Below are 23,475 nucleotides of genomic sequence, written 5' to 3' on the forward strand. Positions count from 1 at the left end.
CTACTCGAACCTGCGCATAAGCTCGCGCCCGCGCATGAAAAGGAGTCGAGGCATCTAACCTAGGACGGATGCCCACTTCGAAAGTCGAACGGCTGGTCAACCTCGTGATCGCCCTGCTGTCCACGCGCGGCTACATCACCGCCGAGAAGATCAGGTCCAACGTCGCCGGCTACTCCGAAAGCCCCACCGCCGAAGCGTTCTCGCGGATGTTCGAGCGGGACAAGAACGAGTTGCGCGACTTGGGCATCCCGCTCGAGGTCGGCAGAGTGTCCAACCTGGACCCCACCGAGGGCTACCGCATCAACCGCGAGGCCTACGCGCTGCCGGAGGTCGAGTTGACTGCCGCCGAGGCGGCGGCGGTCGCGGTCGCCACCCAATTGTGGGAATCGCCGGAGCTGATCACCGCCACTCAGGGCGCCCTGCTCAAACTGCGCGCGGCCGGTGTGGAGGTCGATTCCGGTGCCCCGGTGGCCATCGCCTCACCGCCCGGTGTTCCCGGCCTGCGGGGCTCGGAAGACATCCTGGGAATCCTGTTGGCGGCCATCCAATCTCGGCAGGCCGTCCAGTTTCCGCACCGCCCGTCGCGCGCCGAACCGTTCACCACCCGCACTGTCGAACCGTGGGGCGTCGTCACCGAGAAAGGCCGCTGGTATCTCGTCGGGCATGACCGGGACCGCAACGCCACCCGCACGTTCCGACTCTCGCGGATCGGTCCCGGCGTCACGCCCATCGGGCAGCCCGGCGCGGTCACCGTGCCCGAGGATGTTGATCTTCCCGGGATCGTGGCCGCCGCCGTCGCCGAAGCACCGACCGGCGCGCAGGCCAACGTCTGGGTGGCCGACGGACGCGGCACCGCATTGCGCCGCACCGGCAGGCCGGTCGGCCCGCAGCGACTGGCCGGCCGCGACGGCGACGTGATCGAGATCGACATCGGATTCAGCGATCGCCTGGCCCGTGAGATCGCCGGTTATGGCGCCGACGCGATCGTGTTGCAGCCGCAATCGCTGCGCGAGGATGTCCTGGCGCGGCTCCGGGCGGCGGCCGCTGCGGCGGAGGCGCCGGCGTGACCCAACTGTCCAACCGGCTGGTGCGGCTGCTGAACATGGTGCCCTACCTGATGTCGAATCCGGAGATCACCAAAGCCGAGGCGGCCGCCGAACTCGGCGTGTCCGACAAGCAGTTCGAAGCCGACCTCAACCAGCTCTGGATGTGCGGTCTGCCGGGCTATTACCCCGGCGACCTGATCGACTTCGAGTTCTCCGGCGACACCGTCAAGGTGACGTTCTCGGCGGGAATCGACCGGCCGCTCAAACTGACGTCGCCGGAGGCAACCGGGCTATTGGTGGCATTGCGCGCGCTGGCCGACATTCCCGGCGTCGTCGATCCGCAGGCAGCGCGCAGCGCGATCGCCAAGATCGCCGCGGCGGCCGGCGCCGTCGGACATGAGGACACCGTGTCCGCGGTGGAGGAACCGGCGCCGGTGGAGAGCCGCGCCGCAGCGGTCGTACGTGCGGCCATCCGCGACGGACATGCGCTGACCCTCGACTATTACGCCGCCTCGCACGACTCGCTGACCCAGCGGACCGTCGACCCGATCCGGGTGCTGCTGATCGGCGGCCACAGCTACCTGGAAGCGTGGTCGCGCGAGGCCGAGGGGGTCCGACTGTTCCGGTTCGACCGCATCGTCGACGCCACCGACCTGGGTGAACCCGCCTCGCCGCCGGAACCGGCCCGGCAATCGCCGCCGGACACCTCGCTGTTCGACGGCGACCCGTCCTTGCCGTCGGCGACGCTGCTGGTGGCGCCGTCCGCGTCGTGGATGTTCGAGTACTACCCGTTGCGGGAGGTACGCGAACTCTCCGACGGCTCCTGCGAGGCGACGATGACCTATGCCTCCGACGACTGGATGGCGCGGCTGGTGCTGGGCTTCGGATCCGAGGTCAAGGTGCTGGCGCCAGAGTCGCTCGCGTCCCGGGTCCGATCCGCCGCGGAGGCGGCCATCGCGGCCTACCAGGCCGCTGAACTCGGCTGATGCCGGTCGCGCCGACGGCGCGCAGCGCGCGTGTCCCGGTGCGGCAGCCGTACTGCGGTAACATCAGGGCCAACGTCTGGAGGTAATCAAAGTGGGCAGTCTTCAACCGTGGCACTGGCTGATCCTGGCCGTTGTGGTGATCGTGCTGTTCGGTGCCAAGCGGCTCCCCGATGCAGCGCGCTCGCTGGGCAAGTCGCTGCGGATCTTCAAGTCCGAGGTCCGCGAGATGCAGAGCGAGAACAAGACCGACGCCGCCATCGAAAACCCCACGCCGGTGCAGTCGCAGCGCGTCGAACACCCCGCGCCCGCGGAGCAGGGTCACACCGAGGCGCGGCCGGCCTAGCCCGGCGGCATTCTGACCGAATGTGGTGAAAGGTGCCAGGGCCTCAGCGCGCGCTCTCGGTCCGCTGAGACGGCTGAACCCGCGTAACCGGCGCAGCCGGGTCAATCCCGACGCGACCATGTCGCTGGTCGACCACCTCACCGAACTGCGGGCCCGGCTGCTGGTTTCGCTGGGCGCGATCGTGGTTACCACGGCGTTCGGATTCATCTGGTACTCCCACCCGATTTTCGGGGTGGAGAGCCTGGGCGAATGGCTGCGCCAGCCGTACTGCGCACTGCCGCAATCGGCGCGCGCCAGTATCAGCCCCGACGGGCAGTGCCGGCTGCTGGCCACCGCGCCGTTCGATCAGTTCATGCTGCGGCTCAAGGTCGGGATGACGGCCGGGATCGTGGCCGCCTGCCCGGTGTGGTTCTACGAGCTCTGGGCGTTCATCACGCCCGGCCTGTACAAGAAGGAACGCCGGTTCGCGGTGGCGTTCGTGATCCCGGCAGCGTTTCTGTTCGTCGCCGGCGCGTTTCTGGCCTATCTGGTGTTGTCCAAAGCGCTCAGCTTCCTGCTGACGGTCGGCAGCGACGTGCAGGTGACCGCGCTGTCGGGCGACCGGTACTTCGGCTTCCTGATCAATCTGTTGGTCGTATTCGGGGTCAGCTTCGAATTTCCGCTGCTGATCGTGATGCTCAACTTCGCCGGTGTGCTCACCTATGAGCGGCTCAAATCCTGGCGGCGCGGCCTGATCTTCACCATGTTTCTGTTCGCCGCGGTGTTCACCCCGGGCTCCGACCCGTTCTCGATGACCGCGCTCGGGCTGGCGCTGACCGTGCTGCTGGAGTTCGCCATCCAGATCGCCAGACTGCACGACCGGCGCAAAGCCAAACGCGAAGCCGCCGCCATTCCCGACGACGAGGCATCGCCAATCGACAAGCCCGAGCCGATACCCGCGCCGTCGGTGATCGGCGGAAGTCATGACGACGTCACTTAAGCACCCACGCGCCACCGTTGCGGCGCCCAGCGCCCCTAAATGTGCGACAAAAGGGCATGTTGACCGCCAATTTGGGGACGCTCGCGCAAGCCCGGGCAAGGTGGTGGGGTGACTGATCTGCCCGAGTTGGCCCGATTCAGCGCCGAACTGCCCTTTGCCCTCGACGATTTTCAGCGACGGGCCTGTGGCGCGCTGGAGGGCGGCCACGGCGTGCTGGTCTGCGCGCCGACCGGCGCCGGAAAAACGGTGGTCGGGGAGTTCGCCGTGCACCTGGCGCTGGCCGCCGGCGGCAAATGCTTCTACACCACCCCGCTCAAGGCGCTGAGCAACCAAAAACACTCGGACCTGACGGCCCGCTACGGCAAGGATCGGATCGGGTTGTTGACCGGCGACGTGTCGGTCAACGCCGATGCCCCGGTCGTCATCATGACCACCGAGGTGCTGCGCAACATGCTCTACGCCGATTCGGCTGCGCTGCAGGGGCTTTCCCACGTGGTGATGGACGAGGTGCACTTCCTGGCCGACCGGATGCGCGGGCCGGTGTGGGAGGAAGTCATCCTGCATCTGCCCGACGAGGTGCGGGTGGTGAGCCTCTCCGCGACGGTCAGCAACGCCGAGGAGTTCGGCGGCTGGATTCAGACGGTGCGCGGTGACACCACCGTGGTCGTCGACGAGCACCGGCCGGTCCCGCTGTGGCAGCACGTCCTGGTGGGCAAACGGCTGTTCGACCTGTTCGATTACCGGTCGCAGGGCCCCAAGGACAAGCCGCACGTCAACCCCGAGCTGTTGCAACACATCGCGCATCGCCGCGAGGCCGACCGGATGTCGGACTGGCAGCCGCGCCGGGGCCCACGCGGTGGCCCGGCGCGCGGTGGGGGACGACCCAGGTTCTACCGCCCTCCCGCGCGGCCGGATGTGATCGCGTCCCTGGACTCCGCCGGGCTGCTGCCCGCCATCACTTTTGTCTTCTCCCGGGTCGGCTGCGACGCCGCCGTCCAGCAGTGCCTGCGATCACCGCTCAAGCTGACCACCGAAGCCGAACGGGCCCGCATCGCCGAGGTCATCGACCACCGCTGTGGCGACCTGGCCGACGCCGACCTGGCCGTCCTGGGCTATTACGAGTGGCGCGAAGGTCTGCTGCGCGGCCTGGCCGCCCATCATGCGGGGATGTTGCCCGCCTTCCGCCACACGGTGGAGGAGCTGTTCACCGCCGGCCTGGTCCGGGCCGTCTTCGCGACCGAGACCTTGGCGCTGGGCATCAACATGCCGGCCCGCACGGTCGTGCTGGAGAAACTGGTCAAGTTCAACGGTGAGCAGCACGTACCGCTGACGCCGGGGGAGTACACGCAGCTGACCGGCCGGGCTGGCCGCCGCGGCATCGACGTGGAAGGCCACGCGGTGGTGCTGTGGCATCCGGATGTGGAACCGTCGGAGGTCGCGGGGTTGGCCTCGACCCGTACCTTCCCGCTGCGCAGCTCGTTCGTGCCGTCGTACAACATGACGATCAACCTGGTGCGTCAGCTCGGGCCCGACGAGGCGCATCGGCTGCTGGAGCAGTCGTTCGCCCAGTATCAGGCCGACCGATCGGTGGTCAGCGTGGTGCGCGGCATCGAACGCGGCAAGAGCATGCTCGACGAGATCGCCGCCGAGATCGGCGGTCACGATTCAGCAGTCCTGGATTACGCCCGGTTGCGCGCCCAGATCAGCGAGCTGGAACGTACGGCGGCGCGGGCTTCTCGGCTGCACCGCAGGCAGGCGGCCAGTGATGCGCTGGCCGCGCTGCGTCGCGGCGACATCATCACCATCAACCACGGCCGCCGGGGCGGGCTGGCCGTGGTGCTGGAGTCCGCTCGTGACACCTCCGACCCGCGGCCGCTGGTCCTGACCGAACACCGTTGGGCGGGGCGGATCTCGTCGGCCGACTACACCGGGGCCACGCCCCCGGTCGGTTCCATGACGTTGCCCAAGCGGGTCGAGCACCGCCAGCCGCGGGTACGACGGGATCTTGCGTCCGCGCTGCGGTCCGCCGCCGAGGGGCTGACGGCTCCTTCGGGGCGCCGCGCGAAGGAGAACGCGCATTACGATCCGGAGCTGACGGCGCTGCGCGAGCAGTTGCGCCGCCACCCGCTGCACAGTTCTGCAGGTCTCGAGGAGCAGGTCCGCCAGGCCGAGCGCTACCTCCGGATCGAACGCGACAATGCGCAGTTGCAGCGCAAGGTGGCCGCCGCCACCAATTCGCTGGCCCGCACGTTCGACCGGATTGTCGGACTGCTCACCGAGCGGGAGTTCATCCGCGGCCCGGCAACCGATCCCCAGGTGACCGACGACGGCCGGCTGCTGGCCCGGATCTACAGCGAGAGCGACCTGCTGGTGGCCGAGTGCCTGCGCACGGGTGCCTGGGCCGGCCTGAAGCCGCCCGAGCTCGCTGCGGTGGTGTCGGCAGTGCTGTTTGAAACCCGCGGCGGGGACGGTCCTGGCGCGCCGTTCGGCACGGATGTACCGACCCCGGCGTTGCGCCAGGCGTTGATGCAGACTGCTCGGTTGTCGACGGCGTTGCGGGCCGATGAGCAGGCCCACCGGATCGCCCCGAGCCGCGAACCCGACGACGGTTTTGTGCGGGTGATCTACCGCTGGGCGCGCACCGGCGACCTGGCCGCGGCACTGGCCGCCGCCGACGCCGCGGATGCTGGAACACCGTTGTCAGCAGGGGATTTCGTGCGCTGGTGCCGTCAGGTGCTCGACCTGCTGGACCAGGTTCGCAATGCGGCCCCGGACCCCGATGTGCGTGCCGCCGCCAAGCGCGCTATCAATGACGTTCGGCGCGGCGTCGTCGCAGTTGACGCCGGGTAGGCTAGGCCGAGCTACGGTTACATCCGGACGTGATCGACACAGGACTGGACGGCCCAACGCGTGGCCAGGACAAACCGGACTGAGGAGTAACGATGAGTGGACCAGACCCGAGGTGGCAGCAGCCCGGCCAGGGCTCCTCGGACCCGACGGTGGCCGGGTCGCCCTGGCAGCAGCAGCAGCCGGGTCAGGACGCGACCTGGCACGCGCAGTCCTACCCTGCCGCCGAATATCCCGCCGGATACCAGCAGCCGGCCGAGCAGGCCTACCCCCAGCAGCAGTACGCCCAACCCGGGTACGATCCCAACTCGCAGGCCACCCAGTTCGGCGGGACTCCGCAGTACGACCAATCCCAGTACGGGCAGCCCCAGTACGGGCAGGCTGCTCCGTACGGTCAGCCCCAGTACGGCCAGCCGGGTCAGCCCGGCCAATACGGACAACCCGGCCAGTACCCGGGCCAGCCCTCGCCCTACGGCCAGCCCGGCCCCAAGCGTTCCAAAGGCCTCATTTTCGGTGTGGTCGGCGGCATCTTGGCGCTGCTGATCGTGGTCGTCGGCATTCTCGGGTTCGTCGCGCCCGGTTTCTTCGTCACCACCACACTGGACGTCAACAAAGCCAACACTGGCGTGCAGACGATTTTGACCGACGAAACCAATGGTTATGGCGCCAAGAACGTCAAAGACGTCAAGTGCAACGGCGGATCCAACCCGACCGTGAAGAAGGGCGGTACCTTCGACTGCACGGTCAGCATCGACGGCGCATCCAAGCGCGTCACGGTGACCTTCCAGGACGACAAGGGCACCTACGAGGTTGGCCGGCCGCAGTAGCGGCTACGACGGCAGCCCGTCGAGCGCTTTCTGCAACCGGCCCACCGAGGAACCGACGCGGTATTCGGTCGCCAGCTCAGCAGTGCGTTTGGGATCGGCTGCGTGCAGGGGCAGCTTGTCGTTGCGCGTCGACAGTGTGATCGGGGCGTCGGTAGCGACCCGAACCACCTTTTCTGCTGCCGCGATGTAGTCGGCGGCGTCGCGCAGTTTGGTGCGCACTCCCTTGGCCATCTTGGACTTGGGGTCCGCCGCGGCAGCCATGAGTCGCTCAAGTGACCCGTACTGGGCCAGCAGGGTGGCGGCAGTTTTCTCGCCCACCCCGGGCACACCCGGCAGGCCGTCGGATGGGTCCCCGCGCAGCAGCGCGAACTCGGCGTAAGCGGGCCCGGCCCGGTCCACCGGAACGCCGTACTGGTCTGCGACCTGTTCGGGCCCGAACAGGGTGGCGTTCTTCAGGCCGCGACCGAGGTAGAGCACCCGCACCGGCACCGGCTCCTCGGACACCACCTGAAGCAGGTCCCGGTCCCCGCTGACCACCACCACTGGATCATTGCGTTCCTTGGCGGCCAAGGTGCCCAGCACGTCGTCGGCCTCGAACCCGGGCGCGCCCGCCGTCGCGATCCCGAACGCGTCCAGCAACTCCATGATCATGTCGACCTGCGGAGTCAGTTCGTCGGGCACTTCCTCGACGTCGGGTTCACCCGCCGGCTCCTCCTGAGCCACCCGATGAGATTTGTACGACGGGATCAAATCCACCCGGAACTGGGGGCGCCAGTCCAGATCGAGGCACACCGCGAGCCGACTCGGCTTCTGTTGGGCGATCACCGCAGCCATCGAATCGATGAAGCCGCGAACGGCGTTGACTGGGCGGCCGTCCGGGGCCTTGATCGACGACGGCAACCCGTAGAAGGAACGAAACCACATGCTGGCGCCGTCCAGCAGCGCTAGGGGGGCGGGCATGCGGATCATCCTGCCAGGTTGCCCGGTTAGCCTGACTGACCATGGACTCTCACCGATTCGACGCCGGGGTGTATGCCCGTCGGCTGGAGGCCGCCGCCGGGTTGGCCGCCCGGGCAGGTCTGGCCGGCCTGGTGATCACTCCGGGTTACGACCTGAGGTATCTGCTGGGCTCGCGCGCAGAGACATTCGAGCGGCTCACCGCCTTGGTGCTGCCCGCGCTCGGTAACCCGACGGTGGTGTTGCCGCGGTTGGAGCTTGCAACGCTGAAGGATTCCGCAGTGCTGGAAATGGGCTTGCGGGTCCAGGACTGGGTCGACGGCGACGACCCGTATCGGTTGGTGAGCGAGGTATTCAACGTCGCTCCCGCCGCGGTGGCGGTCACCGATTCGATGCCCGCATTGCATCTGCTGCCGCTGGCCGGTGCGCTGGGCGTGATGCCGGTGCTGGCCACCGATGTGTTGCGCGAGCTCCGAATGGTCAAGGAAGAGGCCGAGATTGACGCGTTGCGCAAGGCCGGCGCGGCGATCGACCGGGTGCATGCCCGGGTGCCCGACTTCCTGATACCCGGCCGGACCGAAGCCGACGTCGCCGCCGATATTTCCAAAGCGATTGTCGCCGAGGGGCATTCAGATGTGGCGTTTGTCATCGTCGGGTCCGGGCCGCACGGCGCCGATCCCCATCACCGGTATTCGGATCGCGAGTTGGCGGTCGGAGACATCGTGGTCGTCGATATCGGTGGCACCTACGAGCCGGGATACCACTCCGATTCGACGCGAACCTACAGCATCGGAGAGCCCACTTCGGAAGTGGCGGAGCAATATTCGTTGCTCCAGCGAGCTCAGCGTGCGGCTTTCGACGTTGTCCGGCCAGGGGTGACCGCAGCGCAGGTCGATGCGGCAGCGCGTGATGTGCTGGCTGAGGCCGGACTCGCGGAGTATTTCGTGCACCGCACCGGGCACGGTATCGGGCTGTGCGTGCACGAGGAGCCCTACATCGTCGCCGGCAACGATCTGCCGTTGGCCGCGGGGATGGCGTTCTCCATCGAGCCGGGCATCTACTTTCCGGGTCGGTGGGGTGCGCGGGTGGAGGACATCGTGGTGGTCACCGACGACGGTGCGATGTCGGTCAACAACCGTCCGCATGAGTTGATCGTGGTGCCGGTGGACTGACTCGGCGCCCCGGTGGGGCGGTCAACGTCCCTGCGTCGGTGCAGGATTGGCACGGCGTCGCTGATTTTCGCCTTAGCCAGGTAGCGCAGCAGGGCGAACTTGCGATAGCCGGGACGGAACTCGTCACGGGTCCGACCGGTCCGTGGTTTGGCTGCTACTGTCGGCGGTCGGTCTGCCGGCCAGGAACCAGGCGAGGTGGTAGTTCGCGATGGCCTTGTTGTCGCTGATGAGCGCTTCGATTGCCGCCAGCAGTTGCCAGTTGCCGACGGCGTGGGCATCGATCTTGTCGGGGTAGCCGTCGAGCACTTGGGAGCTGATGGTGTTCAGGTGCTGGTGTAGCAGGTCAACCTCGGAATCAAGCACACCTGTGCCCGCCGAAGCCGCCTTGGCCAGTGTGTGAGCAAGTCGCGGCAGCCCGTCGCGCCATTGCGTGGCCTGGCACAACTCCCAGCCGAGATCGGTGATGTCGGGCGCAGATCGGGGCCGCGTCGACGTTGCTGGGGGATCGCCGTCGTCGCATGCAACATGATGGATCGGTGTGTAGCTGGCGACGACGGTGACGTCACCGAGCAGGGCTTCCAGGTTGCGGCGGCGCCGGGCCGGAGTCAGCAGCGTCACCGCGGAAGGCAGGTCGATACTCGGCGGGACCCATCCGCTGGCCAAATCCGTTGTCAGCACAGTGGTTTGGTCGGCGCGGTCGCCGGCAGCCCAGGCCAGGCGAGGTTGTTGACGCGCGACCGAGTTGACCAGGCGCTGCAGTCTGGCTCGGGCGGCGGCGTCGGCTGACGCCGCGCCGACGGCAGCTCCGGTGGCGGTGGCAGCGACAGCGTGGGCCGCGACCCTGATTCCCGGCGACGGCGGGGGAGTCGCTGGGCTGGTGCTTTGGCGTACGACCGCAGGCTGGCCCGCGCCAGACTGGCCCGCCGATGGGTTCACCGGCGCCGAGCTCGGCGTCGCCGGCAACGGTGGCGGCACGCTCGAAGGCGCGGGCGGGGCGAGGTTAGTCGTGACCGGGGGCCGTAGGTCAGCACCGTAGGAGGGAAGTGGCCCGACGGGCTGCGGCGTGACGGCGGGTGCCACCGCAGGTGCGGCGGCGACTATCTGCGGGGCCGGCGAGGGTCCTTCGGAGACGGTCGGGTGGTGAACCGGTGGGGGCGAATCCGTCACTGGAACATGTACCGGCGCGTTGGAGACTGCTGCGGGAGTCGTCGACACGGGATGGGTGAAATGCGACTCCGCTGGCGTGGTTGGAGTCGACGGCATCGCGTGTACCGGTGGGGAAATCGGTGCGCCAGTTTCGAGACCCCTATTGAAGCTTTGGGCGAGTTCGGAGGGGGAGAGAGCTGACAGATGGGGAGCAGGCATGGCCGTAGCGGAAGGGGGCAAGGCTGCCCGGCTCGACGTCGACATGCTTGGGGCTGCCGGTGGAGCGCTTGTGACGTGAGGAGCGGTTGGCGGTGCCAGGATCGAGGGTTGAGTCGGGGTCGGCTGGTGCCTAGGTGGTTGGGGGTTGGTGCCAGAAGCCGCAGTGCTGGCCAACGAGGGATGTGCTACTCCGGGCGTCGACACGTCTGCGGGCCTGGGCTGTTGAGGCAGCCTCCCGGTCGCAGCGACTGTCGCTAGTGGGTCGGGCACACCGCGCGGCAGCGTTTCGGTCGGCAAAGAAGGGTTCCTATATACCGGTGTTGAAGGGATGGTTTGGGACGGGTGGTTGTGAAGTGCATCGTATACACTATCCTTCAACTCATTTTCGTTATCAGATTGTCGAAACATCTGGCTAATATCCGAGCCGCATTGCCTTACGAACGCGTGTGCTGACAGCGGGCTTCCGTTTGCGCGAAGCACTCTTTGTATCCCATCCAAGACATTTGCGCCATATTTGGCTGCTGCAATGTTCGCAGTGGCGCGGCATGCCTGTATTACCGTAATGATCTGTGCTACCTTTGCTGCTTCAGGCTCTTTCGAATTCTTGATCTCTTGGATTTTGTCGTTGCCTTCGCTGGCCAACTGCGTCAGCTCTTGGCGCAAACTGATGACACTGTCTAGAGCAGTGGAATAAGCAGCTTCTTTAGTGCGGTTCTTTTCGGCAATTCGGTGAGCTTGATCTTGACCGTGCCGGAAAGCGATACGAAGATCATCAATGGTAAGACCCTGCTGGGATCCTAGTAAATCGTTTTGAGCTTTGTGCAGCGCGTCTTCGAATTCTACGAACCTGCCTGTCAAAGTAGCGCGATTAGCTTTGCTTTGTTGTAAAGCCAGCATGTCGCTACTGTCGGGCCACTGGTCGCCAACAAGAATGGAAGACCAATCTCCCGGAGGTAAGTCAGTCATAATTGTTTACCACAGAAGCTATGACCGGCACCGAGCTTGGAGTGCCGATGCTGCTTCGTCACCGGACCTTACTGATGCAGTAATTTCAGCGTCAGACTCATCTGCGAGTAGCTTTATTGTGAGTAACTGGTAGGAATGCGCAAGAGTACGAATATCTAGTGCGAGATCCGTAGGAGTTGCTGGTTCGTCGCTAAGAGTCGAAAGCAAGTAATTGCTCCCTGCCACGAGCGCTTGACGTGCATTCACAGCCGACGCAAGTTGCGTTGCGTAGTCAGCACCTCTATCGCGAGAACTCGTTGCGGTCACGGCGCTGCTTACTCTCGCATACGCAGCGCATACCTTCCCCTTCGCATCCGCTACCTGTTGACTCGAATACGTCGGCGCCGGAGACGGCTTATACGGAGCAGGAATAGGACGCAACCAGGCTGCAATAGCGACCCCGATCGCAACCAGTGCGATCACGAGTGACACCAACGCGGGCCACCGCGACGGCGGACGAAGTGGAGAGGCGACCATGGGCCACGGCGGTGGCACTGGCTGCGGAGGAGGCACATTCGACACGCGTGGATCGTATCGTCCATCAGAAATTCCGCCAGTCAGACTTTGCCCGCCCAGACAAATCCGCCTGTGAACACCGAATCAAGGACCCCGCAGCATTTGCTGAAGAATCTCAGCGGCCGGAATCGGCGCCGTCGTTGCGCTTGTCGTCGGGCAGCAGGATGCGTCGAGTCGGCACCGGCTTGCCTTCGACATGCTTGACCACCGCCGGTCTCGGTGGCGGCGCGGTGATGCGTCCCTGCACGGGCGCCCCGTTTTTCACCGTCGGCCCTACGATGCGTTTGGTATCGGGCTTGGCGTCACTGCCGCTGTTGGCGGCGCCCTGCATGGCGCCCGGCGGCATCATCGGCATCGCGCCCATCCCCCCACGCGGACTTGCCGCAGGTTCGGCCGGGGGCGTCGCCACCGGCGACGCGGCGTGGGAGGACGCCGGCACGGTACCGGCCGACGGTGTTGGCGGTGGGCCGAGCATCGCCGTCGGCGTGGTTCCCTCAAGACCTGCGCCGCCACCTCCGCTGGCGCCACCACCGGCCCCGGCGGATCCACCACTGCCACCGCCGAATTCACCTTCGGCGTCCAGCATGTCGGCGGGCTCGGTCTCGCCCAGATGCGAACCTTGCTGCTGCATCATCCCCATTCCGGCTTGCATGGCCTGCTGGCCAGCCTGGGCGAGCTGGGAGGGAATCTGGCTGAACGGTTGCAGCAACCCTCCCAGCGCGCCTGCTATACCGCCGGCGATACCGGATGCCATCTGCGGCATCTGCTGCAACATCTGCGACATCTCGCCCTGACCGCCGACGCCGGCCAGCTGCGCAGCCGCCTGTTCTTCATTGGCTGGGAACTTGGCCAGTGCTTCAGATGTCTTTGCCTCGCGCTCGGCGTGCCCGGCCAGAGCTGCACCATTGTCTTCGGCATCACCGGCGTTGGCCGCTGCACCCAATGCGCGTAGCAACTGGCTGATTTTCGAGCTCCCACTCGCCAACTGGTCAGGCGTGATCATGGGCGGAGCCGGTATCCCCAGCAGCTGGGAAAGCTGCTCGAGGATGATCCGCAGCTGGTCGTCCCCGCTCATCACGTCCTCCCATTCATGACGCGTCCCTGCGCGACCGGTCCAGCGAGCCGGCCAGGCGACCGGCTCCCGGAGATCCGGTGATGGTATCGCCTGACAGCACGTCGAGTTAGTCAGCTCAGCGTGGAGCTAGCGGGGTCGGTTCGGCGACGACGGCGTTGTAGCGGTTCATCATGTGCTGGTCAGGTACGACGGGCGCGGGCGCCGCCGGGTCGTGACCGAAGCTCTGGCCGAACAAGTTCACCAATGCCTGATTGAGCACGTGGTCGTACTCGTCGGCGCTCAAACCGCCCATCACGCCGGCTAATTCGTCCGGTGTGCCGATATGTCCGTTCACCAGGTATGCGTCTGGAACGGGGACGTGTTGTCCAGAAGCGATGAGAGCATTGAGAATTTCTCGGTCAGCCCTCCCAATGGACATCAACGGCACCGACGGATTATATGAACTCGATGGCTGGGGTGCCTCACCCAACACATCACCTTCGACTATCCCGCCCAGGATGTTTACCGCAGCACCACCAACCGTTCCGGCGGGCGTCAAACCCACTGCGGTACTCGCAACTTTGAGTCCGGCTTCGTACGCGGTCTTTCTAAAGTTATACTCGGTCCGCTGGGCGGCGTCCTCCGCGATTTGATGATTGACTACTTGGGCCTGAACCGCGTTGTGAATGCCGGTATCCACCAGTCCGCGCAACGCCATCGCCGAGCCCAATTGAGTGTTGTAGCTGTTCATATTCGGTGCATGGCTGACGAGATCTCTGGCGTAGGCAGCTTCGGCCAGCAGTGCGTGCTGTTCGGCGGCGCCGTTGAAATAGTTGGAAGCTGTTTGGTCGGTGCTCAACACGGAGAAGATTCCTTTTGCGATCGGCATCCGTCCGTTCTCGATGTCACCGATCGCATCGACAGAATTGCCGAATTCGACCAAACTGCCCGGAATTCCGGCGATATTGTTCACGTAGGGTGCCAGCCCGTGCGCCATGCTCTGCACCAAGTCCGGATTGATCTCGCCGACAGTGTGCCCACCGGCAAGGTGGAGCAAGTCCGTTGAGTGGGTCCCGATATACACGCCGTACGCCCGCGCCGTCTCGCCCGCAAGTCGGGCTTCTGGTCCCTGTGCGGCGCCTTGCACCCATTCGAACAGAGATGCAGCACTTTTGCCGCGGTCCAGCCAGGGGTGGCTGGTGAGGTTGTCGAGAAACACGTTGCCCTCAGGGCTGACCACCATGTTGTGCACTATTTGATGATCCGGCGCGACCAAGGCAAGGATTTTGGTGACGACGACGTCTTCATATTTGTCTAAGCCGTCTCTCATCACCGACGCGGCCTGCTGCAGCATGATTGCGTCAAAGCCCGTGTTCGCCCGTAACTTGGGGTCTCCCGCGCTGGCTATCTTGGTTATCCGCTCCAGCACGAAAGGGTTCCATCGGCCGCGAAGCAGAACGTCAGACGGTAACAGAGCGGTCGGCAGGAGGTGCGTATTGCCTTCGACTATTTCGGTACCCTGCACCGCGCCAGGTTTTAGTTCGGTTCGCGGAAACTTCAACCCAGGCGTGCTCATGAGTTGCCAGGAGTTGGCAATCAGTTTCCCCTGGTCACCGAGGTGGCAGAAGGCAGCGTGAAATGCCTCGATCGTCATCCCATTCTGCTGAGCCTGCAATTGACTGAGCACAGACGCCTGCTCGGGCGTGAGCGGCGCCTTGCCGGCCCGTTGTTCTTCTGTGATCGAGTCCAGGATGTCGTTAATCCGCGTCGCGGCCTGGAGGTCACCGGCCAGGGCGGCGTGAACGTCGCGCTCAGCCTGTTCGGGCGTCTCGATGTCGTGCCCATCCCATGCCGCTACGGGTGCCGCATCGTAGCCATCTTCGGACCGCATCTTGTGGGTCAAGTGTCGCAACACATCTGAGTACCGATCCCGGATGAAGTTAATTTCACGCAGCGCGTTGTTGATGCCGCAGACGGCTTGCCCTATGAGGTCGTTGATGGCGTCAGTAGGCAGCCGCAAATCCCACGGGGGCCAGCGGCCGGTCAACGCATGATTGAGTGTTTCACCAAACTTGGGGTCAATTCTTTCCAACTGCTGCTCCAGTGCGGCGATCCGCGCGGCGGATGCACGCTGCGCTTGAGCTAGAACGGCCGCCAGCTGCTCGAGGTCGACGGCAATCTTGGGTAGTTGCGACGCCTGCAACTTGAGTGACTTGGTGACACGCCGGACCTCGTCCGCGTCGTTGATCGGGTGCTCACCGTTCTTGCGGTTCCAGGCCTCTTCAAAACGTCGCCGCGCTTCTTCGAATGCGGCGTCCGCCTCTTTAGTCGATTGGCCCGCCTCGTGAAATGCCTTAGCCAGATCCGAAATCTGTGCCGGACTACCGCGCTGCAGGGTTTGATCGACCGCCCAGGGATCACCATCGGCTCTGGCAATCAATCCCTGAACGTCTAGGTATCGTAAGTGCACCGCACTGCCCTGATCCGGCTGGCATTGTCGCTATCCATCTCGGCGAACCGGGTCGCGGCGACTCGTGCATTCGTGCCGACTGATGCCAGAGTCTCCCGATGGTTCAACAGCATTCGGCCATGACGATCCTGCGCCGAGGACGCGACGTGATGAAATGCATCCGCAGCGGCAAAATCACCGAACATCAGTGCCGTCAGCGATCCCTGCGCCAGGTGGTTTCCGGCGCGGTGTGCATGCTGACCGGCATGCTGAGAGTGGTCGCCCCCGGAGTGCAGTAACCCGTTGTCGACGAACACAATTTCTCCTCTCGGTCCGGTCAGTAGTTCGATATCGCCACGGCAACAACAGATCCGCCTCAGATGCTCGCGACGTTAATGTCGGGCCGACCGGCTCGCAATTCACCTCGGGTCGCTGCCTCGTCACGAGGCGGTTGCAACACTCACACGACTCGACAACATTTCTCGTCCCCTCCAACGCCACCGTGCAAAGGTTGCGCGCATGCCCAGCGCCCCGTGGCTGAAATGTGCGGTCGTGTTGAGTGCGTTGGTGTTGACGTGGGCAAGCACTCCCGCGGTGACAGCTGACGTCAACGACGTCCCTAATCCGCCGTCACCGACTGCACCGTGCAACGCTATCAGCCCGGTTGCGTTTCCGTGCGTGGGAACCGGAAAGTTCGCTGACGCCGTTGCCGCCGAATGCCGTCGCATCGGGGTGTCCGACAATTTGTGCCGAGTTCCGCTCGCCCACAAGGTGACTCAAGCCGCAACACTCGCCTACCTGCAGTCCTGGGTCCATCGCACCGCGCAGTTTCAGTATGCGTTGGGTGACTCGGTCCCGTTCGGTAGCGCACAGTGGATCGGCACCCACAATTCCTTCAACAGCCTCGCAGATCAGTTCACCCCGTCGCACGCCGACTCCAATCAGCAGCTGTCGATGCCCCAACAGCTCGACATCGACGTCCGGGCAATCGAATTGGACCTGCACTACATCCCCCAGATCAATCAACTCGGCGGTCGTGGCGTGGCCGTCTGCCACGGTCGTCCGGCAAGTCAAGCAAACCTGGGTTGCACCACCGAACCGTTGCTGACCCAGGTGTTGCCAGGCATCACGGCCTGGCTCAATGCCCACCCGAACGAGGTCGTCCTGATCATCGTCGAGGACCAGTTGCAGGACCCGACGGCGTACGCGTCGGCCTTCGACACCCTGGACCGAGAGTTGCGCCGTCCCAACGGAACAAGCCTCATCTATCCGCCGAACCCCGCCGACATCGGTCCCACCGGCTGCGCGCTGCTTCCCCGCTCGATCTCGCGCAACGATGTGCGCGCCGCGGGTGCGCAGGTAGTGCTGGTCAGCGGCGGGGTCTGCGCGCCGGCGCTGGGCACCGTTGTCTTCAACTGGCAAGGCGAAGAGGTCGAGAGCGGCAAGACCTCTCTCTACCAGCCCTACCCGGCGTGCGATGGCACCTATGGGCCGTCGGTCTATGCGAGCAACATCGTGCGCTACTACGAGGACTCGACCTTCATCTCGGCGCTGGTCAACCCGACCACACCGCCTAATAATCCGGAGACGATCACCCCGCTGAAGGCGCAGTCGATGACCAATTGCGGTGTCAACCTATTCGGTTTCGACCAGCTGTTGCCTGAGGACGGACGCATCCAGGCGACGCTGTGGAGCTGGGCCCACGAAGAGCCGCGTGTCGGTGCCGGCCAGTGCACGCTGCAAAGAGCTGACGGGCGCTGGGTTGCAGCACCCTGTACGGACCCGCATCCCGCGGCATGTCGATCCGCAGCGGGCAGTTGGTCGGTGACGGCGGCAGTGCCGTTCACCGGTGCCGCGGCAGCCTGCTCCGGGATGAGTTCGACGTTTGCGCTCCCGCGAACCGGAGTGCAGAACTCCCGGCTGCATGCCCTAGCCGGACCCGGCGGTGGAGCGTGGGTGAACTACAGCTTCTGAGACTCGCGAGGGCTATTCGCTTCGGTCCAGCAATTCTGAGGAGCCGAGCACTCGCTCCACCTGAACCTCGATGACGACCCGTCGCGGATTGGCCCGCGGGGTGCGATAACGCTGCGCGTAGCGCAACTCGGCGTCGCGAATGGCGTCGATGTCCTTGTTCACGACGGACCGGCCCTCCAAGGACAGCCACCGGGCCCCGTCGACCTGGCTGAGCACGGCTACGCCGCCGCGCTCAGCGTTGACGGCCTTCTGCGAGCCGCCGGTGGTGATGACCCGCGCGATGTGGGTCTTGGGGTCGAACGTGAAGCCCACCGCGACCACATGCGGGGAGTTGTCCGCTCGCAGGGTGGTCAGCATGGCCAGATGACGTTCGGTGAGAAACGCCAGCGCATCATCGGTGAGGCGGGTCGTGGTCTTGGCCATCGCCCTTCACGCTAGCGCAGGCCATAATCACAGCCGTGGACGACACGGGCGTTGGGCCGATAGTAATTTTCGGCGGTCGCAGCGAGATCGGCGCTGAACTCGCGCGGCTGTTGGCCTCCGGCAAGCCCGTAGTGCTGGCCGCTCGCCACGCTGACCAGCTCGCTGAGCAGGTCGCCGCGCTGCGCGACGCCGGCGCCACCGCCGTGCACACCACAGAGTTCGACGCCGACGACCTGACCGCACATGGCCCGCTCGTCGACTCGATCGTCACCGAACACGGCCCCATGGGCACCGCGGTGCTGGCCTTCGGCATCCTCGGCGACCAGTCCCGCGCCGAAATCGACGCGGCGCATGCGGTCGCGATCGCGCACACCGATTACGTCGCCCAGCTCAGTCTGCTCACCCATCTGGCGGTGGCGATGCGTCGCGCCCAGCGCGGGGAGCTGGTGGTGTTCTCCTCGGTGGCCGGGGTGCGGGTGCGGCGCGCCAATTACGTGTACGGGTCGGCCAAGGCCGGCCTGGACGGCTTCGCCAACGGCTTGGCCGACGCCCTGCACGGCACCGGGGTGCGGTTGTTGATCGCGCGGCCGGGCTTCGTCATCGGGCGGATGACGCGGGGGATGACGCCGGCGCCGCTGTCCAGCACCCCCGAACAGGTTGCCGCCGCCACGGCGAAGGCCCTGGCCAAAGGTCGCCGCAGCGTCTGGATCCCGTGGGCGTTGCGTCCGATGTTCTTTGTGATGAAGCTGCTTCCGCAGTCCGTGTGGCGACGGATGCCCCGATGATCACGGTGGTCGGCATCGGCGCCGACGGCATGTCCGGCCTCTCGGCAGCTGCTAAAGCTGAATTGACAAGGGCCACAGTTATTTACGGATCGAAGCGGCAGCTCGATCTGCTCGACGACACCATTGCCGCGGCGCGCCGCGAGTGGCCGTCCCCGATGCTGCCCGCGCTGCGGAGTCTGCCCGTGACCGAACCAGACATTCACGTTGTGGCCAGCGGCGATCCGCTGCTGCACGGCATCGGCGGCACCCTGGTCCGCGTGTTCGGCACCGGCGCAGTCCGCGTGCTGCCGCATGTGTCGTCGGTGACCCTGGCGTGTGCGCGGATGGGTTGGAACGTGCACGAGACGGAAGTGATCAGTCTGGTCACCGCGAAGGCCCACACCGCGGTGCGGCGCGGGGGACAGGCGATCGTGCTGTCCAGCAACCGCGACACTCCCCACGCGCTGGGGGTGCTGCTCGACGTGCACGGGCGCGGCGACTCGCAATTCACTGTGCTGCAACAACTCGGCGCACCGCACGAACACCGCCACGACGGCACCGCCCGGGACTGGGCCCGCAACGCACCCCCCGACGTCGACGATCTCAACGTGATAGCCATCCGCTACCTGCCCGACGAACGGACCGCACTGCTGGCCGATGACGCCTTCACCCATGACGGCCAGATCACCAAGCACGGAATCCGGGCGGTGACCCTGGCTGCGCTGGGCCCGGGCCCGGGACAGCGCCTGTGGGACGTCGGGGCGGGATCGGGGAGCATCGCCGTCGAGTGGTGCCGCAGTGGGCCGGGATGCACCGCGGTAGCCTTCGAACTCGACCAGCAGCGCTGCCGCAACATCGAAGCCAACGTCGCGGCCCACGGCGTGCAGGTCGAGGTACGAGGTGAAGCGCCGGCCGCTTTCGGCGGTGCCCCCGAACCGTCGGCGATCTTCGTCGGCGGCGGGGTGACCCGGCCCGGGCTGCTGAACAGTTGCCTGGACCACCTGCCGGTAGGTGGACGTCTGGTCGCCAACGCCGTCACGGTCGAGTCCGAATCCGCGCTGGCGCAGGCACATTCGCAGCGCGGCGGGGAACTGCGCCGCTTCCAGCACTACCACGGCGAACCGCTGGGTGGTTTCACCGGCTGGCGCCCGCAGTATCCGGTCACCCAGTGGTCGGTGGTCAAACGATGACGGTGTATTTCATCGGCGCCGGCCCGGGCGCCGCCGACCTGATCACGGTCCGTGGCCAACGGCTCCTGCAGCGCTGCCCGGTGTGCCTCTATGCCGGATCGATCATGCCCAAAGACCTACTGGCACACTGTCCTGCGGGTGCCAACGTCATCGATACCGGCCCGCTGACGCTCGATCAGATCATCGGCGAACTCGCCGGGGCCGATGCCGCGGGTCACGATGTGGCCCGGCTGCACTCCGGCGACCCGTCGCTGTACAGCGCGCTGGCCGAGCAGTGCCGCCGTCTCGACGCGCTGGGCATCGATTACGAAATCGTGCCAGGAGTACCAGCTTTCGCCGCTGCCGCCGCCGTGCTCAAACGCGAGTTCACCGTCCCCGGCGTCGCCCAGACCGTGATACTGACCCGGGTGTCCACCCTTTCCACCGCCATGCCACCCGGGGAAGACCTGGCCGGCCTGGCCCGATCCGGTGCCACCCTGGTGCTGCACCTGGCCGCCGCGCAGATCGACGTCATCGTTCCCCAGCTGCTCGACGGCGGATATCGACCTCAAACACCGGTAGCGGTGGTGGCTTTCGCCAGCTGGCCGAAGCAGACCGTGTTGCGCGGCACCCTCGCCGGCATCGCCGGGCAGATGCATCAGGTCGGCATCACCAAGACGGCTGTCATCGTCGTCGGCGACGTCCTGGCGGCCGAAGGGTTCACCGACAGCTACCTGTACTCCCTAGCCCGGCGCGAGACCCATTGATGCGGGTGTTGTTACTCGGCGGCACCGCCGAGGGGCGGGCATTGGCGAAAACGCTGCACCCGCAGGTCGACACCATCAGCTCACTGGCCGGACGGGTGCCCGATCCCGCCCTGCCCGTGGGCCCGGTGCGCATCGGTGGATTCGGCGGCACGGACGGGCTGCGCGCGTGGTTGCGCGAGCAGCGCATCGACGCCGTCGTGGATGCGACTCATCCGTTCGCAGCCACCATGACCGCGCACGCCGCCGCCGTGTGCGACGATCTGGGCGTCCCCCTGCTGGTGCTGGCCCGCCCGCCGTGGGACACCGGTGCAGCCACCGTCGTCAATTCCGATGCCGAAGCAGCTGAAGAGGTTGCTCGACAACGGTATTCGCGGGTCTTCCTGACCAGCGGTCGGTCGGCCATCAACGCCTTCGTCAACAGCGACGCGTGGTTCCTGATCCGCGTGGTCACCGCGCCGGACGCGCTGCCGCGTCACCATCAGCTGCTGCTGTCCCGCGGCCCGTATCATCGCGACGACGAACTCGAGTTGATGACCCGCCACCGCATCGATGCGCTGGTGACCAAGAACAGTGGCGGCGAGATGACCCGCGGCAAAGTCGATGCCGCCGCCGCACTTGATATTCCGGTGGTGATGGTGGCCCGGCCGCCGTTGCCCGACGGGGTGACGACGGTCGCGACCGTCGATGCGGCCGCACGCTGGGTGACCGACCTGGCCTCGGCTCTCGGCGCCGGCTAACCCGGGTACCGTCGCAGCGTGAAAACTCGGTCACCGTAATCGGTTGATTGCCAACGTGTTTGCGACGACCCGATGATCAGCAGGCAGCGCATGTCGACATCGGCGGGGTCGAGGTCGGCCAGCCGCACCACGCGCACCTGCTCATCGGCCCCAGCCACGTTGCGGCCGATCACCACTGGCGTGCACGGTTGCCGATGTTCGAGCAACAGGTCCCGCATCGCACCGACCTGCCAGGTCCGCGATTTCGAGGCTGGATTGTAGATCGCCAGCACCAGGTCGGCGGCGGCCGCCGCGCGCAACCGCGCGGCGATCACCTCCCACGGTTTGAGCCGGTCTGACAACGAGATCACCGCATAGTCGTGACCCAGCGGAGCACCCACCCGGCTCGCGACCGCCTGCGCGGCCGTCATCGCCGGAATCACCCGGACGTGCACCCCCGGCCAGTTCTCGGCCTCTTCCAGCACCGCGGTGGCCATCGCGAACACACCCGGATCGCCGGAGGACACCACCGCCACCGCGTGACCCTGCTCCGCCAGCGAGCAGGCCAGCCGGGCGCGCGCGGGTTCGTCGGTGTTGTCGCTGGAGTGGTGGCGCTGCCCGTCGCGGACCGGCACCCGATCCAGATAGGTGCGGTAGCCGATCACGTCGCTCGCTGCGGCCAATTCGCGGCGGCTCTGCGGCGTCATCCAGTCGGTGTCACCGGGTCCCAGGCCCACCACCGCTACGGAGCCGACGGGGCTGCTACGCCGTCGGCCGCCCGGCAGCATGGCCAGCGAGAAGTACGGCACGCTGGTCTCGTCGACCTCAGCGGCGGGCAGCACGCGTTGCCCCGCGGTGCTGGCCCGCTCCACATAGAACGTGTCGCCGAGCTGACCGGAGGCCGAAAGGGCTTCGCGCACATTATGATACGAACGCCCGAGCTTCAGAATCACCGCAGCGTCGGCATCGGCGAGACGGCGGGTCAGCTCGCCGACCGGCAACGTGCCCGGCAGGATCGAGAGCACTTCGTCCCCGGCCACCAGCGGCGTCGCGACCGCCGCGGAGGCGGCGCTCACCGACGTCACCCCCGGCACGATCACTGCGTCGAACCGTTGGGTCAGCCGGGTGTGCAGATGCATGTAGGAGCTGTAGAACAGCGGGTCGCCCTCGGCCAGCAGCGCGACGTTGCGGCCGGCGGTCAGGTGCGCGGCGATCCGCTCGGTGGCCGCGACGTAGAAGTCCTCCAGCGCGCCCGCATAACCGCCCGGGTGATCGGTGGTCTCGACGGTCACCGGGTAGACCAGGTGTTCCTCGATCTGGCCCGGCCGCAGATAGGGCTCGGCGATGCCGCGCGCGATGCTGCGACCGTGCCGGGCGCTGTGATAGGCGACCACGTCGGCCGCGCCGATCACCCGGGCCGCTTTGACCGTCACCAGTTCCGGATCGCCCGGACCCAGCCCGACACCCCACAGCGTGCCCCGGCCGGTCATTCGCGTTCGGTCGCGATCGCATTGACCGCAGCAGCGGCCATGGCGCTGCCGCCGCGGCGCCCCCGCACCACCAGATACGACATGCCGCGCGGGTTGTCGATCAGCTCTTGTTTGGACTGTGCGGAGCCGACGAAGCCAACCGGCCCGCCGAGCACCGCGGCGGGAGCGGCGACACCGTCGTCGATCAGCTCGAGCAGCCGGAACAGCGCCGTAGGGGCGTTGCCGATCGCGACGACCGCGCCGGGCAACCGATCGGCCCACAGCTGCACCCCGGCCGCCGATCGCGTGGTCTGTGCCGACGCGGCCAGCCCGCTCGCGCGCGGGTCGGCGACCAGCGAAACCACCTCGTTGCCCGCCGGCAGCCGCGCCCCGGTGATGCCGGCGGCCACCATCGAGGAATCGCACAGCACCGGAGCACCGGCGCGCAGCGCGGCGCCGGCCCGCACCACGACATCGTCGGTGAACGCCACGTGCTCAGCGACGTCGACCTGCCCGCAGGTGTGGATCAGCCGCACCACCACCCGCTCGACGTCGGCGGGAAAACGGGTCAGGTCGGCTTCGGCGCGGATGGTCGCGAACGACTGCCGGTAGATCTCCGCGCCGTCGCGGATGTAGTCGAGCACCCG

The 23,475-nt window shown here is 66.3% G+C and carries 20 protein-coding genes; 12 read left to right on the forward strand and 8 right to left on the reverse strand.

Translation table 11 applies throughout. The annotated features are described in order from the left end of the window. Nucleotides 1-68: 68 nt before the first annotated feature. The 6 genes from AC5Y6Y_RS02280 (at nt 69) to AC5Y6Y_RS02305 (ending at nt 7,028) form a co-directional block, all read left to right on the forward strand. Nucleotides 69-1,067 (forward strand): helix-turn-helix transcriptional regulator, encoded by a 999-nt coding sequence (locus AC5Y6Y_RS02280; protein WP_499929172.1) that lies wholly within the window; start codon nt 69-71, stop codon nt 1,065-1,067. Beyond that, entirely contained in the window at nt 1,064-2,032 is a 969-nt protein-coding gene (locus AC5Y6Y_RS02285; RefSeq protein WP_499929174.1) for a helix-turn-helix transcriptional regulator, read from the forward strand. The genes AC5Y6Y_RS02280 and AC5Y6Y_RS02285 overlap by 4 nt, the downstream gene beginning before the upstream one ends. Before the next feature lie 91 nt (nt 2,033-2,123). Beyond that, nucleotides 2,124-2,375 (forward strand): Sec-independent protein translocase subunit TatA, encoded by a 252-nt coding sequence (gene tatA / locus AC5Y6Y_RS02290; RefSeq protein ID WP_463824405.1) that lies wholly within the window; start codon nt 2,124-2,126, stop codon nt 2,373-2,375. 118 nt (nt 2,376-2,493) lie between these two features. After that, complete coding sequence (gene tatC, locus AC5Y6Y_RS02295) at nt 2,494-3,354, forward strand: twin-arginine translocase subunit TatC (protein WP_499929346.1); 861 nt, start codon at nt 2,494-2,496, stop codon at nt 3,352-3,354. A 108-nt stretch (nt 3,355-3,462) separates the two neighbouring features. Then, nucleotides 3,463-6,204: a DEAD/DEAH box helicase gene (locus tag AC5Y6Y_RS02300; RefSeq protein WP_499929176.1), complete on the forward strand. Its 2,742-nt coding sequence runs from the start codon at nt 3,463-3,465 to the stop codon at nt 6,202-6,204. Nucleotides 6,205-6,296: 92 nt separating this feature from the next. Continuing rightward, nucleotides 6,297-7,028, forward strand: a complete 732-nt coding sequence (locus tag AC5Y6Y_RS02305) for a DUF4333 domain-containing protein (protein ID WP_499923108.1) — start codon at nt 6,297-6,299, stop codon at nt 7,026-7,028. A 3-nt stretch (nt 7,029-7,031) separates the two neighbouring features. On the opposite strand, the gene AC5Y6Y_RS02310 is transcribed toward AC5Y6Y_RS02305, so the two are convergent. Next, nucleotides 7,032-7,988, reverse strand: coding sequence for a 5'-3' exonuclease (locus AC5Y6Y_RS02310; protein WP_499929178.1), 957 nt, complete (start codon nt 7,986-7,988; stop codon nt 7,032-7,034). A 41-nt stretch (nt 7,989-8,029) separates the two neighbouring features. On the opposite strand from AC5Y6Y_RS02310, the gene AC5Y6Y_RS02315 reads away from it, so the two are divergent. Further along, nucleotides 8,030-9,157: a M24 family metallopeptidase gene (locus AC5Y6Y_RS02315; protein WP_499929180.1), complete on the forward strand. Its 1,128-nt coding sequence runs from the start codon at nt 8,030-8,032 to the stop codon at nt 9,155-9,157. A 123-nt stretch (nt 9,158-9,280) separates the two neighbouring features. Here the strand turns inward: AC5Y6Y_RS02315 and AC5Y6Y_RS02320 are convergent, their stop codons facing one another. The 4 genes from AC5Y6Y_RS02320 to AC5Y6Y_RS02335 form a co-directional block, all read right to left on the reverse strand. Then, on the reverse strand, nt 9,281-10,093 hold the full coding sequence (locus tag AC5Y6Y_RS02320; RefSeq protein WP_499929182.1) for a DUF5631 domain-containing protein: 813 nt from the start codon (nt 10,091-10,093) through the stop codon (nt 9,281-9,283). Between the two features lie 2,065 nt (nt 10,094-12,158). Then, nucleotides 12,159-13,118, reverse strand: coding sequence for a hypothetical protein (locus AC5Y6Y_RS02325; RefSeq protein WP_499929184.1), 960 nt, complete (start codon nt 13,116-13,118; stop codon nt 12,159-12,161). Between the two features lie 115 nt (nt 13,119-13,233). After that, nucleotides 13,234-15,537 (reverse strand): putative alpha/beta hydrolase, encoded by a 2,304-nt coding sequence (locus AC5Y6Y_RS02330; RefSeq protein ID WP_499929186.1) that lies wholly within the window; start codon nt 15,535-15,537, stop codon nt 13,234-13,236. An 11-nt stretch (nt 15,538-15,548) separates the two neighbouring features. Continuing rightward, the gene (locus AC5Y6Y_RS02335) at nt 15,549-15,863 is read right to left on the reverse strand and encodes a DUF2563 family protein (protein ID WP_499929188.1); all 315 of its coding nucleotides are present in this window, start codon (nt 15,861-15,863) and stop codon (nt 15,549-15,551) included. Between the two features lie 202 nt (nt 15,864-16,065). On the opposite strand from AC5Y6Y_RS02335, the gene AC5Y6Y_RS02340 reads away from it, so the two are divergent. Next, nucleotides 16,066-17,520, forward strand: coding sequence for a phosphoinositide-specific phospholipase C-related protein (locus AC5Y6Y_RS02340; RefSeq protein WP_499929190.1), 1,455 nt, complete (start codon nt 16,066-16,068; stop codon nt 17,518-17,520). Nucleotides 17,521-17,532: 12 nt separating this feature from the next. On the opposite strand, the gene AC5Y6Y_RS02345 is transcribed toward AC5Y6Y_RS02340, so the two are convergent. Further along, nucleotides 17,533-17,943 (reverse strand): F420-dependent biliverdin reductase, encoded by a 411-nt coding sequence (locus AC5Y6Y_RS02345; protein WP_463824395.1) that lies wholly within the window; start codon nt 17,941-17,943, stop codon nt 17,533-17,535. Between the two features lie 35 nt (nt 17,944-17,978). Between AC5Y6Y_RS02345 and AC5Y6Y_RS02350 the strand changes: the two genes are divergently transcribed. From AC5Y6Y_RS02350 to AC5Y6Y_RS02365, 4 genes are read left to right on the forward strand one after another with little or no spacing between them, the layout of a single operon-like run. Then, entirely contained in the window at nt 17,979-18,728 is a 750-nt protein-coding gene (locus AC5Y6Y_RS02350) for an SDR family NAD(P)-dependent oxidoreductase (protein ID WP_499929192.1), read from the forward strand. Then, a complete protein-coding gene (cbiE, locus tag AC5Y6Y_RS02355) occupies nt 18,725-19,897 on the forward strand; it encodes a precorrin-6y C5,15-methyltransferase (decarboxylating) subunit CbiE (RefSeq protein ID WP_499929194.1) in 1,173 nt (390 codons plus the stop codon). Before AC5Y6Y_RS02350 ends, cbiE begins: the two co-directional genes overlap by 4 nt. Then, complete coding sequence (gene cobM / locus AC5Y6Y_RS02360) at nt 19,894-20,643, forward strand: precorrin-4 C(11)-methyltransferase (protein WP_499923125.1); 750 nt, start codon at nt 19,894-19,896, stop codon at nt 20,641-20,643. Before cbiE ends, cobM begins: the two co-directional genes overlap by 4 nt. Continuing rightward, a complete protein-coding gene (locus tag AC5Y6Y_RS02365) occupies nt 20,643-21,380 on the forward strand; it encodes a cobalt-precorrin-6A reductase (protein ID WP_499929196.1) in 738 nt (245 codons plus the stop codon). The genes cobM and AC5Y6Y_RS02365 overlap by 1 nt, the downstream gene beginning before the upstream one ends. Here the strand turns inward: AC5Y6Y_RS02365 and AC5Y6Y_RS02370 are convergent. Continuing rightward, nucleotides 21,377-22,849 (reverse strand): precorrin-2 C(20)-methyltransferase, encoded by a 1,473-nt coding sequence (locus tag AC5Y6Y_RS02370; RefSeq protein WP_463824390.1) that lies wholly within the window; start codon nt 22,847-22,849, stop codon nt 21,377-21,379. The two genes, AC5Y6Y_RS02365 and AC5Y6Y_RS02370, sit on opposite strands and share 4 nt — an antisense overlap. After that, nucleotides 22,846-23,472 (reverse strand): precorrin-8X methylmutase, encoded by a 627-nt coding sequence (locus tag AC5Y6Y_RS02375; protein ID WP_463824389.1) that lies wholly within the window; start codon nt 23,470-23,472, stop codon nt 22,846-22,848. Before AC5Y6Y_RS02375 ends, AC5Y6Y_RS02370 begins: the two co-directional genes overlap by 4 nt. Nucleotides 23,473-23,475 lie beyond the last annotated feature (3 nt).

This window comes from Mycobacterium sp. NGS24 (genome assembly GCF_059813065.1).